Below are 13,555 nucleotides of genomic sequence, written 5' to 3'. Positions count from 1 at the left end.
GAGGATTTTATGTACAAGCTTTACACGCGCCCCGGCAGCGGTGGCTTCGTCGTCGAGGCGGCCCTGGCCATGGCCGGCGCGCCTTTCCAGCAGATCGACGTGCCGAAGAAGGATCCGCCCGATCCTGCTTTCCTCGCCATCAGCCCGTTGAACCAGGTGCCGGCGCTGACGTTGCCCGACGGCCGCTCGATGACCGAATCGGCGGCGATCTGCATCCTGCTCGCCGAGCGTCATCCAGAAGCGCATCTGGCGCCGCTAGCTGGCTCGCCGGCCCGCGCCGATTTCCTGCGCTGGATGGCCTTCATGTCGTCGGCGCTCTATCCCGCGATCCTGAGGCTCTATTATGCCCACCGTTACACCGCCGACGCCGACACCGTGCAGGCGGTGAAGGAGGCAGCTATCGCCGAAATGGAGCGCGGCTTTGCCATCGTCGACAGCGCGCTCGCCGGCCGTGAGTGGCTGGCCGGTGAGGAACTTTCGCTTGCCGACATCTATCTCGTGATGCTGGTGGCCTGGCATCCCGACACCAAGGGCGCTCGCGTGGTCTGGCCCAACATCGAACGGCTGTGGGGCAAGTTGCGCCGGCATACGATCATGCGGAAGCTGAACCTTTCTCATGAGATGTGGCCGCAGGAGTAATTGCCAGAACTGGCGTCTCGTCTCAGTTGCGGACTAGCTTCCCCCGCTCGGCCTGCAGGAAACGGCGCAAGGCCGGATCGCGCTCGAGTCCGATCGCCCGATCATAGGCCTCGGCGGCCTCGGCTGTCTTGCCGAGCCGGGCTGAGAGCTCCGCCCGCGCCGCCCAGTAAGGCTGGTATTCGCCAAGCCGCTTGTCGCTGCCGATCTCGTCGAGCGCGGCAAGACCCTCGGCAGCGCCCTCGGCTTCGGCGATCGCCACGGCGCGGTTGATCGCCACCACCGGCGAGCCGGCAATCGCCATCAGCGCGTCGTAAAGCTGACGGATCGCGGTCCAGTCGGTGCGGCCGCTCCGCCGTCTTGCAGTGTGCGCCGACTGCACCGCAGCCTCCAATTGGTAGCGGCCGATGGTTCCCCTGATCGCGGCGCGCCTGAGCAGCGCTTCCGCCTCGTCGATCAGCTTGTCGTCCCAAAGCGCGATGTCCTGCTCCGCGAGCGGCACGAAATCGCCGTCGGGGCTGCGCCGCGCCAAGCGCCGGGCGTCGGCGAAAAGCATCAGCGCCAGGAGCCCGAGCGTTTCCGGCTCGTCCGGAATCAGCGACGCGACCAGCCGGCCGAGCCAGATGCCTTCCGTGGCCAGGTTGCGTCGGCGCGTCTCGGTGCCGGCCGGATCCGACCAGCCCTCGGCGAAGGTGGCGTAAATCGCCTCCAGCACCGCCTCGAGCCGCTCGCCGAGCTCGGCCCGCTCCGGTACCCTGAAGGGGATGCCGGCCTCGCGGATGCGGCTCTTGGCGCGCACCAGGCGCTGGCCCATCGTCGTCGGCGAGACCAGAAAGGCCGAGGCGATGGTTGCGGCGTCGAAGCCCAGCACGGTCTGCAGGATCAGCGGCGCGCGTACGCTGGCCTCGATCGCCGGATGTGCGCAGGCAAACATCAGCCTCAGCCGCTCGTCGGGCAGATCCTCATTCGTCATGCGCGCCTCCGCCTCTTCGGCAATCAGCTGCAGGTGGTCGCGGGCCGCCTCGCCGGTCAGTCGGCGCCGCACGGCGTCGACGTCGCGGCGGCGCGCCACCGCCAGCAGCCAGGCCTCCGGCTTTTCGGGCACGCCGCTCTTCGGCCAGCGCTCCAGCGCGGCGGCGAACGCGTCGGCCAGCGCGTCCTCGGCGCCGGCAACATCGCGCATGCGGGCCGCGAGATAGGCGACCAGCTTGCCGTAGCTCTGCCGGGCGGCCGCCTCGGCCGCCGCCCGCGCCGTCTCCGGGCGCTTGTCCATATTGCTAGGACAGGTAGTCGGTCATTTCCCAGATCGGCCGCACCTCGACCGTGCCGGTGCTGGCTGCCGGACAGCGCGCACCCCATTCCATCGCGGTGTCGATGTCGGTCGCTTCGATCATGTAGAAGCCGGCAAGCTGTTCCTTGGTGTCGGCGTAGGGGCCGTCGAGCACATTGGTCTTGCCGTCGGCGAGCCGTATCGAAGTGGCCGCCTGGGTTGGGCGCAACCTTTCGCCGGCGAGGTACGCGCCGGATTTCTTCAGGGCTTCGGTATAGGCACCGTAGGCTGCAAGCGTCTGTTCGGTCTTGTCGCGCGGCGCATTCGCCATTGCCGCTTCGTCATTGTAGATCAAAAGCATGTATCGCATGGTCTTCTCCGTTTTCTCGAAGGCCGCGTTGTCGCGGGCCGACCTATGTCGTGCGGCCACGGCCGATTTCGACAGGCGCCGCGGAAATCTTTCGTCCCCAAAGCAATCGAGCGCAAGCCGGCGCTTTCTGCACCCCTCAACCGTTCGTCTAGACCATGATCCCAAAAGGTGGATTCCGGTTTTTGGAAAAAGATCATGGTCAAACAGAAGGGTCTGCAATTGCGGGTTGGCATTTGGCGCCTCCTGTCTAAACTCCTAGCTTCGCGCCGAGCGGAGGCGGCGCGACCATTTCAGGAGGAGGAAAGCATAATGCTCAATTTCAGGACGAAATTTGTTGCCGCCGGCGCTTTGGCATTGTCGCTCGGCCTCGGCGCCATGTCGGCTGGGGCACAGGAATTCATCAACGTGCTGACCGGCGGCACGTCGGGTGTCTATTATCCGCTCGGCGTCGCGCTGTCGGAGATCTACGGCAAGGGCATCCAAGGCGCCCGCACCCAGGTGCAGGCAACCAAGGCGTCGGTCGAGAACCTCAACCTGCTGCAGCAGGGCAAGGGCGAGATCGCCTTCGCGCTCGGCGATTCCGTCAAGCTCGCCGCCGAAGGCAACACCGAGGCCGGCTTCCCCGGCAAGCTCGACAAGCTGCGCGGCATCGCCGCCATCTATCCCAACTATATCCAGATCGTCGCCAGCAAGGAGTCCGGCATCAAGACGCTTGCCGACCTCAAGGGCAAGAGCCTGTCGGTCGGCGCGCCCGCCTCCGGCACCGAGCTCAACGCCCGCGCCATCTTCGCCGCCGCCGGGCTGAAATATGAGGATCTCGGACGGATCGAGTACCTGCCATTCGCCGAGTCGGTCGAGTTGATCAAGAACCGGCAGCTCGACGCCACGCTGCAGTCGGCGGGCCTCGGCGTCGCCTCGATTCGCGACCTCGCCACCTCGCTGCCGATCAATGTCGTCGCCGTGCCGGCCGAGGAGGTCGCCAAGATCGGCTCGCCCTATCTTTCGGTCGTTATTCCCAAGGGCACCTATGAGGGCCAGACCGAAGACGTCGCCACCGCCGCGGTCGGCAATTTCCTCGTCACCCGGGCCGATGTTTCCGACGAGACCGCCTATCAGATGACCAAGCTGATGTTCGAGCATCTCGACCAGCTCGCCGCCGCCCATGCCGCCGCCAAGGCGATCGATCCGGCCAAGGCGCTGGACGGCATGCCGGTGCCGCTGCATCCCGGCGCGGAGAAATATTACAAGGAAAAAGGGCTCATCAAGTAAGCGAGGATGCGTCGGCAATCTGCTATGTCTTCGCCAAGCACTCCCCTTGCCGGCCATCTCCCCCTCGAGGTGGGAGATCAGCAGCGTCGGTGTTGGCCGTCGTCCTGCAACGTCGGCGATTGGCGAAGGCTGTCGCGATGGCCAATCTCTCCCCTTGAGGGGGAGATGCCCGGCAGGGCAGAGGGCGGCGCCTCGCGCTACAATTCGCTCGCTTTGGAGCGCGTTCGATGAGCGAAGCAACGTCTGGAACAACGACCGACGGCAATTCGACCACTTTTCATCTCCCTGTCGCCGAAGAACAGGTCGAGGGCCTGCCGCCGGGCTTCGGCAACGGCATCGCCGGCAAGGCGGCCTTCCTGATTGCCGTCGCCTTCTCGGTCTTCCAGATCTACATCGCCGCCTATGGCAGCCTGCCCAGCCAGGTGGTGCGGGCCATGCATGTCGGCTTTCTGCTGCTGCTCGGCTTCGGCCTGATCGCCAATCTGCGCGCCACGAGCATACCGGCCAAAACAGTGTTCTGGACGCTTGGCGTGCTGGGCTTCGCCACCGGCCTCTACAACTGGGTGTTCTACACCGATCTTATCCGCCGCTCCGGCTTCCTCACCACGCCGGACCTGATCGTCGGCACGCTACTGGTGGTGCTCGTTTTCGAAGCGGCAAGGCGGCTGATGGGGTTGCCGCTCGCGGTGATCGCCTTCATCTTCCTCGCCTATTGCTTCGTCGGCAATCATCTGCCGCCGCCCTTCATCCATCGCGGCTATGATTTCGCCCAGTTGGTCGACACCTTCGCCTTCGGCACCGAAGGCATCTACGGCACGCCGGTCTATGTTTCGGCCGCCTACATCTTCATCTTCGTCGTCTTCGCCGCCTTTCTCGAACGCGCCGGCATGATCGCGCTGTTCAACGATTTCGCGCTTGGCCTTGTCGGCTCCTGGCGCGGCGGCCCGGCGCAGGTCTGCGTGCTCTCCTCGGCGCTGATGGGCACCATCTCCGGTTCGGGTGTCGCCAATGTCGTAGCGAGCGGCCAGTTCACCATTCCGCTGATGAAACGCTTCGGCTTCCGCTCGGCCTTTGCCGGCGCCGTCGAGGCGACCTCCTCGATGGGCGGCCAGATCATGCCGCCGGTGATGGGCGCGGTCGCCTTCATCATGGCCGAGACGCTGAACATCCCTTACGCCGAGGTGGTGAAGGCGGCGATCATTCCGGCGCTGCTCTATTTCGGCGCCTGTTTCTGGCAGGTGCATCTGGAGGCGGGCAAGGCCGGTCTGCGCGGCATGGCCAAGGGCGAGCTGCCCAATCCCTGGGACGCGGTGCGGCAGCACTGGCCGCTGGTGCTGCCGCTTGCCGTGCTGGTCTACCTGCTCTTCGCCGGCTACACGCCGATCTTCGCCGGCACCATGGGCCTGGCACTAACCATCGTGCTGATCCTCGGCACGCCGCTGGCGGCCCTGATCGGACCGTTCGCCTTCCGCGTCGTCTTCTGGCTGGCGCTCGGACTTGCCGCCGCCTCCTTCATGCGCTTCGGCGTCAACATCCTCGGCCTCGTCATCGCGGCGCTCGTCGCCGCCTGCGTCACCTTCAAGGGCGGCCGCGAGACGCTGCGCATCTGTGTCGAATCGCTTGCCGAAGGGGCGAAGAACGCGCTCCCGGTCGGCATCGCCTGCGCCATCGTCGGCATCGTCATCGGCACGCTGACGCTGACCGGCATCGCTTCGACCTTCATCGGCTGGATCATCTCCATCGGCGAGAACAATCTGTTCCTGTCGCTGGTGCTCACCATGATCACCTGCCTGGTGCTCGGCATGGGCATCCCCACCATCCCCAACTACATCATCACCTCCTCGCTCGCCGGCCCGGCGCTGCTGTCGCTCGGCGTGCCGCTCATCGTCAGCCACATGTTCGTCTTCTATTTCGGCATCATGGCCGATCTCACCCCACCGGTGGCGCTTGCCGCCTTCGCCGCGGCGCCGATGGCCAGGGAAAGCGGGCTGAAGATCGGCATCCAGGCGACCAAGCTCGCCATTGCCGGCTTCGTCGTGCCGTTCATGGCCGTCTACACGCCGGCGCTGATGCTGCAGGATGCGGGCCCGATCGCCGCTTCGTTCGGCTACCCGGTCGAGGTTGCCTACATCGTCGTCAAGGCCTGCATGGGCATCGTGCTCTGGGGCGCCGCCGCCGTCGGCTTCCTCGCCCGCCGCATGGCCTGGTGGGAGCGCTTGGTCGCCTTTGCCGCCGGCGTGCTGCTGGTGGCGGCGCTGCCGCTCACCGACGAAACCGGCTGGGCCATAGCGCTGCTCTGGATCGGCTGGCACTGCTGGCGCGCGCGCCAGGCATCCGCGGCCGGCCCTGCATGAGCCTGTGCATTCTCGGAGCCGGCAAGACGGTGACGCTTGCCGTTGCCGCCTTTACCTTGTCCTGGACGCATTCGGTGGAACGGACGCGCTGGCAGGAGGATTGGAAGGTGACGCCGGCAGGTCTGCGCGTCGTCGAAGCGCGCATAAAGGGCTCCGGCGCCGGCATGGAGCCGCCCGAGGGCTCGGTGCTGCAGGACGGCTGGTGGGTCTTTGCGCCACGGATCGGGCCACAGCCGCGGCTGGTGCTCGCGGCATCCGGCGCAACCGGGGAGGGCTGGACCTTGTGCACGGCCAAGGGTTGCCGGGAACTGGGCAAGGCAGAGGGAGAACCGACCGTGCTCGAACCTTGCGAGGACCAGGGCCAGTCGCGATAGCAGGGCAACACGCCCGCCAGAGCGAGCGCCGGGGCGAGGCTGTCCGTGATGATGAAAAGAGAAGGCTTCGGGCAGGTCGGTCAGTCGGCCCCGGCTGCTCGTGCCTCAAGGCACCAAGCCAGCCGGCGGCCGCGTCAAAGTCGCGGCGTTGTCGCACGCCTGCCGTCGGCGACGGCGGGGCGCTCGTCACGATAGGTCGTGGCGCGGGTGTCTGCGGCCGGCTTGCAGATCCGGCTGTTGTGGCGGCTGTCGAACATCGTGGTCAGTGCGTGCCGATGCCGAGCGAGTTGCCGCGCCGTGCGCAGGCCGGGCCCGGGCCGCGCATGTAATAGCGCTCGGGCCGATAGGTCGGCGCGACGAATTCGCGGATGGCGGCGGCATAGCCGGCGATGTGATTCCAGAAGTTCATTTTCCCTGTCCCTGTCCCGTTTTCGGATGTCCCTTCCGAATTGCGAGGATCGTAGCCTTGAGGCGTGAATAGTCGGTGAACGCGATGTTAATTTCTGGTCCGAAACGCGTTGCATCGTGGCTGGAATGCGGCTGATTCGCGGTCTTTCGATGCCTTTTGCCGCGTTTTCGGCTCGTGTGACTTTTGCATCACATATGTTTCGTCTGAATGTCGCTTGGGCGCGCTTCTGTTTCAGGCACCGCGGGCGGCTTGAAATTTCCTTCCGGCGTCGTCCGGCGGCAGGAACTTGCCCTGCGCGCTGACGTTGATCGATCAAGGCCGGGCCCGAACCCGGCCGCGTTGGCGGCGGACCGGCCGCGCAACTTCCGGACAACACCAGACATGGAAGGCAACCGCCATGGGTTTCTTTTCGAAGGACATCAAGACGCTGGACGACCTCTTCGTCCACACGCTGCGCGACATCTACTATGCCGAAAAGCAGATCGAGAAATCGCTGCCGAAGATGATCGACAAGGCGACGGATTCGCAATTGAAAGCCGGTTTCGAGAAGCATCTCGCGCAGACCAAGGGCCATATCGAACGGGTCGAGCAGGTGTTCGAGCTGCATGGCGTCAAGGCCAAGACCGTCAACTGCCCCGCCATCGACGGCATTCTCGAGGAGGCTGACGACGTGAGCGGCGACGTGGAGGACAAGGAAGTCCTCGATGCCGCACTGATCGCCTCGGCCCAGGCCGTCGAGCACTACGAGATAACGCGCTACGGCACGCTGATCGCCTGGGCCAAGCAGCTCGGCCGCAGCGACTGCGCCAATGTGTTGGCCAAGAACCTCAAGGAAGAAGAGGCGACCGACCGCAAGCTCACCGAGATCGCGGAAAGCAAGGTCAACCTGCAGGCTGCCGAATAGCTAGTCGTGAGCCCGAACGGCCGGCGGGGAACCGCCGGCCTTTCGCATGCCCGGAACCGAAGCGGAGCCTTGGCCGTTGCGGTGGCACCCGCATGCCAAGGAGGTCGCCGTGGCGTCTACGTCCAGGCGCAGATCCGCATAGGAGCACGATGTCATGGCCGGCCTCGAGCAATATCACGCCAAGCGCGATTTCCGGAAAACCTCCGAGCCGGCCGGCAAGCTCGCGCCCCGCAAGAAGGGCGACGGCGGCGGCATCTTCGTTGTCCAGAAGCATGCCGCGACGCGGCTTCACTATGACTTTCGGCTCGAGCATGAAGGCGTGCTGTGGAGCTGGGCGGTCACGCGCGGACCGAGTCTCGACCCGCACGAGAGGCGGCTGGCGGTGCATGTCGAGGACCACCCGATCGACTATGCCTCTTTCGAGGGCACCATTCCGAAAGGCGAGTATGGCGGCGGTTCCGTCCTCGTCTGGGACGAAGGCCGGTGGATTCCCGACGGCGACCCGGCCAAGGGGATGAAGAAAGGCCATATCGACTTCGAGCTCGAAGGCCAGAAGCTCAACGGCCGCTGGCATCTGGTCAGGCTGAAGCCGCGCCCGCGCGAAAAGCGCGACAACTGGCTGCTGATCAAATCCAACGATGTCGCCGCCCGCCCTGGTGAAGACATACTTGTAGAGGCGCCGCAATCGGTAAAGTCGGGCTTGACGATCGAGGAGATCGGCGAAGGCAAGACGGCCAAGGGCGCCAAACCAAGGGTCTGGCATTCCAACAAGCCGGCTGCAGGCAAGGCAAAGTCTGCACGCCTCGAATTCGTCGAGCCGCAGCTGGCGACGCTCGAAAAGAATGCGCCTTCCGGCGAGGAATGGGTGCATGAGGTGAAGTTCGACGGCTACCGCATGCAGGCGCAGATCGCCGGGAGCGATGTCCGGCTGCTGACCCGCACCGGGCTTGACTGGACGAAGAAGTTCGAAGGTCCGGTCGTGGCCGAACTTGCCGGACTGAAATGCCGCGACGCCATCATCGACGGTGAGATCGTCGTGTTGGCCGACAGCGGCGTGTCCTCCTTCGCGATGCTGCAAGCGGATCTCTCGGCCGGCCGCACCGACCGCTTCATCTACTACGTCTTCGACCTAATGCGGCTCAATGGCGAGGACCTTCGCCGGGAGCCGCTGGTCGAGCGCAAGCAGGCGCTGGCCGAATTGCTCGGCGAGCGGTCCGAGCAATCCGCCGTCCGCTTTAGCGATCATTTTGCGGAACCCGGCAGCGTCATGCTGCAGCATGTCTGCCGCATGGGTCTCGAGGGCGTGGTGTCGAAGCGCGCCGACGCGCCCTATCGCAGCGGGCGCGGGCTCGCCTGGATCAAATCGAAATGCACGCTGCGCCAGGAATTCGTCATCGGCGGTTACTTGCCCTCGGACAAAACCGGGCGCGGCCTGCGCTCGCTGCTGGTCGGCTATCATGAAGGCGGCAAGCTCAACTATGCCGGCCGCGTCGGCACCGGCTTTTCCGGCAAGGTGGCTGCGGACCTGAAGAAAAAGCTCGACAGCCTCAAGGCGACGAAATCGCCTTTTTCTGCCGCGGTGCCGAAGGGCAAGGGCCTCGTCTGGGTCAAGCCCGAGCTTGTCGGCGAAGTGGAGTTCCGCAGCTGGACATCCGACCATATAATCCGCCACGCCTCGTTCCAGGGACTGCGCGAGGACAAGCCGGCGGAGGACGTGGTGCAGGAAAAGCCGAAGCAAGCCGACGGCAAGACGGAAAGCGGTGCAAAGGCGAGCAGCGGCAAGACCGCGCCGAAAACCTCGGCCGGAACGGCGAAGACCTCGGTGAAGCTGTCGCATCCCGACAAGCTGCTGTGGCCCGATGAAAAGGTCTCCAAGCAGGATCTCCTCGATCACTACGCCCTGGTCTGGCCGCGCATCGAAGCCTTCGTCGTCAACCGGCCGCTCAGCCTTGTGCGCGCGCCCGACGGCATCCACGGCCAGCGCTTCTTCCAAAAACATGCCTCACCGGGCATGAGCGACAAGATCGCCAGGATGAACGATCCGACCGACGGCGAGGAGATCTTGTTCATCAGGGATTTCGACGGGCTTGCAGCCCTTGTCCAATACGGCGTCGTCGAGGTGCATATCTGGGGCTCGACCGTCGACGAACTGGAAAGGCCGGACCAGATCATCTTCGACCTCGATCCGGACGAGGGCATCGGGGTCGAGGCGGTGCGTGCCGCCGCCCTCGATATTCGAGCCAGGCTGAACGATCTGTCGCTGCCGACCCTGGTCAAGACGTCTGGCGGCAAGGGCTATCACGTGCTGGTGCCGCTGAAGCCCTCGGCCGAATGGGACGAGGTGAAGGACTTCGCCCATGATTTCGCCCGCGCCCTGGAGCAGGCCTCGCCCGATCGCTACACGGCGACGCTGTCGAAGAAGGCGCGCACCGGCAAGATCTTCGTCGACTACCTGCGCAACGGCCGCGGCGCGACCACGGTCGCGCCCTATTCCTCGCGCGCCAAGAAGGGCGCCACGGTGTCGATGCCGGTGACCTGGCCGGAGATCGAAAAGGGCTTGCCGCCCAACGCGTTTCCGCTCGGCGACGCCACGACGCTTAAGCAGCTGAAGAAGGCCGACCCGTGGTCGGATTTCTTCAAGCTGGGCAAACCGCTCAAGCGAGGTTAGCGAGCAGCCGAGCCGGCCAGTCCGTCACGCCAGAAACACCCTCTCGAATTCCTGCTTGCCCTTGGGTGAGAACACCACGGCACGGCTGTCCTTCTCGCGCCTCGCCCATTTCTCGGCGATGACCTTGTCGAGGATGGCGGCGCCCAGCGCGCCGGCCAGATGCGAGCGTCGCACGCTCCAGTCGAGGCAGGCGCGGCAGACCGGCCGCCTGGCCTTGTCGTCGATCTCAATGCCGAGCGCGGCGAAATGCGAAATGGCTGACGGCGACAGCCTGATCTCGTTCTCCTCGCGCAACAGCAGCTTCCTGTCGACCAGACTGTCGAGCATCGCCACCGCCTGCTCGCCGGCAAGATGGTCATAGCACACGCGCGCCACGCGCATGGCCGCATCGCGCGGGCCGGGCCGCACCCGCTTCGGGCCGACCGCCTCGGCGACGCCGATGATCGCCTCGATCATGCCCGCCACCTGCGGGCCGGCGAGGCCGTAGTAGCGATGCCGGCCCTGGCTCGCCAGCGTCAGCAGCCCGCCATCCATCAGCTTGGAGAGATGCGAGGACGCGGTGGGCAGCGATACGCCGGCTTCCAGCGCCAGTTCCGATGCGATCAGTGCCGTGCCGCCCATCAGCGCGTTGAGCATGTTGGCGCGGGCCGGGTCGCCGACCAGGCTGGCGATGCGGGCGATATCGGGTCCTTCGCGCATAGTTCGATCCTCATCGAAGCATCCCCGTGAGGGAAGCACTATTCTCGGGCGAGCTCAAGGTGCCCGGCAAACGCTCCTGACAGAGAATGCCTAGCACAGCCAGTGAAGCGATGCTTCGACCGTGGTCGAACCGTCGTCGCCAGCAAGCCAACCGACCCAGTAAGCCAATCGAAGAGGAGACCGAAATGACCATCACCTGCTTCATCCGCTACGAGATCGACCCTTTCGGCAAGGCGGCGTTCGAGCAATATGCGCGCGCCTGGGGCCAGGCCATTCCGCGCTGCGGCGCTGAGCTGATCGGCTATTTCGCGCCGCATGAGGGTTCGGCCACCACGGCTTACGCGGCCTACAGCATCGACAGCCTCGCTGCCTACGAAGCCTACCGCGCGCGGCTTGCCGCCGACCCGGCCGGCAGGGCAAACTACGAGTTCGCGCGGCGCGAGAAATTCATCCTCAAGGAAGACCGGATCTTCCTGAAGCTGGTGTCGGCACCGCATGGCCCGAGGCAGCTCTTTCGCACCGTCGTGACGGTCAAAGAAGGGATAGAGGCATGATCGCCGTCATCTTCGAAGTTGAGGCGGCGGAAGGCAAACGTGACGCCTATCTCGGCATCGCCGCGGAGCTTAAGCCGCTGCTGGAAGGCATCGACGGCTTCATCTCGGTCGAGCGCTTCCAAAGCCTTACCGATCCGAAGCGCGTGCTCTCGCTGTCCTTCTGGCGCGACGAGGAAGCGGTCAAGGCCTGGCGCAACACCGAGGAGCACCGGCAGGCGCAGAAGGCGGGGCGCGGCGGCATCTTTGCCGGCTATCGGCTGCGCATCGCCCATGTTGTGCGCGACTATGGGATGGAGGAACGGGCGGAGGCGCCGCAGGATAGTAGGGCCGTAAATGGGTGAAACTCCACCTTCCCCCAAAAAAGAGGGAAGGAAAACTACGCATTGCCGATCAGCACACCCGCCCCGAACACCAGCGCGCCGCCCAGCACCACCTGGAAGGCGGCGCGCCAGAACGGCGTCTGCATGTAGCGGTTCTGGATGAAGGCGATCGCCCACAGTTCGAAGAACACGACGATCGCGGCAACGATCGTTGCCGTCCAGAAATAGGGAATGAGATAGGGCAGCGCGTGGCCGAGTCCGCCCAGCGTCGTCATGATGCCGACGGTGAGCCCCCGTTTCACCGGCGAGCCGCGCCCGGACAGCTTGCCGTCGTCGGAGGCCACCTCGGTGAAGCCCATCGAGATGCCGGCGCCGATCGAGGCGGCGAGGCCGACGAGGAAGGTCTGGAAGGTTGCATGCGTGGCGAAGGCGGCGGCGAAGATCGGCGCCAGGGTCGACACCGACCCGTCCATGAGCCCGGCCAGCCCCGGCTGCACATAGGTGAGGATGAACTGGCGCTGCTCGGTCGTCGCTTCCTCCTCCTTCACCTCGCCCGGGACGTGCTCCTGCTCGAGCTCCTGCGCGGAGTTCTCGTGCCCGAGTTCCGCCGCCGCCAGTTCGTCGAGCAGCTTTCGGGTCGACGCATCGGTGGTGCGCCTGGCCGCCTCGACATAGAAGCGATAAGCCTGCCGCTCCATATCCTCGGCCTGACGGCGCACATGCTCGATGCCGAGCGGCCGCACCAGCCAGTCGGGCTTGCGTTCGTAGTAGCCTCTCACATGCTCGCGCCGGATCAGCGGGATGCGCTCGCCGAAACGTCTGCGGTGAAGCTCGATGAGGGAATCGCGGTGGCCGTCTTCCTCCTCCGCCATGGCCTCGAACACCTTGGCCGATTGCGGAAACTCTTGTGCCAGCCCGTCGGCATAGGCCCGGTAAATGCGCCCGTCGTCCTCCTCCGACGAAATCGCCAGCGCCAGGATCTCCTGCTCCGACAACGAATCGAAAGAGCGGCGGCCAAAGCCGAAAACACGGGAAAGCATGAGGAAATCACCCTAGATTAGAACGATTCTAAACTAGGGATTCCAGCTTCGAGGGTCAATCACGAATGCCGCGGGACAAGCAGAATTCATCGAACCGATGGCGCATCCTTCATTATTGCCGAATGTTCACCTATATAGGACGCATCAGCAAAAAATGAAGGAAACACACGGGATGACGGACAAGAAGTCCCCGCACGCATTCGATCCAAAGCCTGTTCTCGATCTCATCACCAGCATCGAGGCCGACCTGCAGCGTCTCAAAGGCCTGATCGAGCAGCAGGCCGAAAAATTCGACCCGGCCAATCCGCACAACAAGACGCCGGACGGCAAGCTGACCGAGGAAGGCGTCGAATGCTGCTACCGCATGTTCGACGACGGCAAGTCGCGCTATACGGTCGCGCAGCAGATGAAGATCTCCTTCGCTGCCGCCACACATCGTTTCAACGGCTGGCGCAAGCTGGGTGGGAAGAAGAGGACGCGGGCGCTGCTGGGGTGAGGCGGTTGGCTGCAACTTGTGCAATGCCGGCGGGACAGCGCCCCCCTCTGCGAAAGCCGAGGTGACGGCTGATCTCCCCCCTTGTGGGGGAGATGTCCGGCAGGACAGAGGGGGGCGCGAAGGAACGCCAACTCGCCAAGACTGCCGAGCAACATTGTCTCCATCACATTTTTTCGTTGGCGCGCTACGGCC

General features: G+C 64.9%; 14 protein-coding genes. 9 read left to right on the top strand and 5 right to left on the bottom strand.

Annotation, left to right across the window (positions count from 1 at the left end; translation table 11 throughout):
* Positions 1-9 precede the first annotated feature (9 nt).
* A complete protein-coding gene (locus tag CK220_RS06355) occupies positions 10-639 on the top strand; it encodes a glutathione S-transferase family protein (protein WP_095810681.1) in 630 nt (209 codons plus the stop codon).
* A gap of 22 nt (positions 640-661) precedes the next feature.
* Here the strand turns inward: CK220_RS06355 and CK220_RS06350 are convergent, their stop codons facing one another.
* Together CK220_RS06350 and CK220_RS06345 are read right to left on the bottom strand one after the other, a co-directional pair.
* Positions 662-1,909, bottom strand: a complete 1,248-nt coding sequence (locus CK220_RS06350; protein ID WP_095810680.1) for a DUF6596 domain-containing protein — start codon at positions 1,907-1,909, stop codon at positions 662-664.
* 4 nt (positions 1,910-1,913) lie between these two features.
* The gene (locus CK220_RS06345; protein ID WP_095810763.1) at positions 1,914-2,276 is read right to left on the bottom strand and encodes a YciI family protein; all 363 of its coding nucleotides are present in this window, start codon (positions 2,274-2,276) and stop codon (positions 1,914-1,916) included.
* A gap of 309 nt (positions 2,277-2,585) precedes the next feature.
* On the opposite strand from CK220_RS06345, the gene CK220_RS06340 reads away from it, so the two are divergent.
* The 3 genes from CK220_RS06340 to CK220_RS06325 all read left to right on the top strand — a co-directional run bounded on the left by CK220_RS06340 (position 2,586) and on the right by CK220_RS06325 (position 6,273).
* The gene (locus CK220_RS06340) at positions 2,586-3,545 is read left to right on the top strand and encodes a TAXI family TRAP transporter solute-binding subunit (RefSeq protein WP_095810679.1); all 960 of its coding nucleotides are present in this window, start codon (positions 2,586-2,588) and stop codon (positions 3,543-3,545) included.
* Positions 3,546-3,772: 227 nt separating this feature from the next.
* Positions 3,773-5,899, top strand: coding sequence for a TRAP transporter permease (locus CK220_RS06330; RefSeq protein WP_095810677.1), 2,127 nt, complete (start codon positions 3,773-3,775; stop codon positions 5,897-5,899).
* The gene (locus tag CK220_RS06325) at positions 5,896-6,273 is read left to right on the top strand and encodes a DUF1850 domain-containing protein (RefSeq protein ID WP_095810676.1); all 378 of its coding nucleotides are present in this window, start codon (positions 5,896-5,898) and stop codon (positions 6,271-6,273) included. Before CK220_RS06330 ends, CK220_RS06325 begins: the two co-directional genes overlap by 4 nt.
* 262 nt (positions 6,274-6,535) lie before the next feature.
* Here CK220_RS06325 and CK220_RS06320 read toward each other — a convergent pair whose 3' ends face one another.
* Entirely contained in the window at positions 6,536-6,682 is a 147-nt protein-coding gene (locus CK220_RS06320; protein ID WP_082980733.1) for a hypothetical protein, read from the bottom strand.
* A gap of 397 nt (positions 6,683-7,079) precedes the next feature.
* Between CK220_RS06320 and CK220_RS06315 the strand changes: the two genes are divergently transcribed.
* Both CK220_RS06315 and ligD read left to right on the top strand, forming a co-directional pair.
* The gene (locus tag CK220_RS06315) at positions 7,080-7,586 is read left to right on the top strand and encodes a ferritin-like domain-containing protein (RefSeq protein ID WP_067003177.1); all 507 of its coding nucleotides are present in this window, start codon (positions 7,080-7,082) and stop codon (positions 7,584-7,586) included.
* A 154-nt stretch (positions 7,587-7,740) separates the two neighbouring features.
* Positions 7,741-10,254, top strand: a complete 2,514-nt coding sequence (gene ligD / locus CK220_RS06310; RefSeq protein WP_095810675.1) for a DNA ligase D — start codon at positions 7,741-7,743, stop codon at positions 10,252-10,254.
* Positions 10,255-10,278: 24 nt separating this feature from the next.
* On the opposite strand, the gene CK220_RS06305 is transcribed toward ligD, so the two are convergent.
* On the bottom strand, positions 10,279-10,953 hold the full coding sequence (locus CK220_RS06305) for a winged helix-turn-helix domain-containing protein (RefSeq protein WP_095810674.1): 675 nt from the start codon (positions 10,951-10,953) through the stop codon (positions 10,279-10,281).
* A 185-nt stretch (positions 10,954-11,138) separates the two neighbouring features.
* Here CK220_RS06305 and CK220_RS06300 point away from each other — a divergent pair, with 185 nt between their 5' ends.
* Both CK220_RS06300 and CK220_RS06295 read left to right on the top strand, forming a co-directional pair.
* Positions 11,139-11,507, top strand: a complete 369-nt coding sequence (locus tag CK220_RS06300; RefSeq protein ID WP_095810673.1) for an NIPSNAP family protein — start codon at positions 11,139-11,141, stop codon at positions 11,505-11,507.
* Positions 11,504-11,848, top strand: a complete 345-nt coding sequence (locus tag CK220_RS06295; protein ID WP_095810672.1) for an antibiotic biosynthesis monooxygenase — start codon at positions 11,504-11,506, stop codon at positions 11,846-11,848. Before CK220_RS06300 ends, CK220_RS06295 begins: the two co-directional genes overlap by 4 nt.
* 35 nt (positions 11,849-11,883) lie before the next feature.
* Here the strand turns inward: CK220_RS06295 and mbfA are convergent, their stop codons facing one another.
* Complete coding sequence (gene mbfA, locus CK220_RS06290) at positions 11,884-12,867, bottom strand: iron exporter MbfA (RefSeq protein WP_095810671.1); 984 nt, start codon at positions 12,865-12,867, stop codon at positions 11,884-11,886.
* Positions 12,868-13,039: 172 nt separating this feature from the next.
* Here mbfA and CK220_RS06285 point away from each other — a divergent pair, with 172 nt between their 5' ends.
* Positions 13,040-13,363, top strand: a complete 324-nt coding sequence (locus tag CK220_RS06285) for a hypothetical protein (RefSeq protein ID WP_095810762.1) — start codon at positions 13,040-13,042, stop codon at positions 13,361-13,363.
* Positions 13,364-13,555: the final 192 nt, after the last annotated feature.

Origin of the sequence: Mesorhizobium sp. WSM3860, from assembly GCF_002294995.1 — a bacterium.
Taxonomy (GTDB): Bacteria; Pseudomonadota; Alphaproteobacteria; order Rhizobiales; family Rhizobiaceae; genus Mesorhizobium.
The sequence above is the reverse complement of the archived record's forward strand: the minus strand, read 5'-3'. Positions and strand labels throughout refer to the sequence as shown.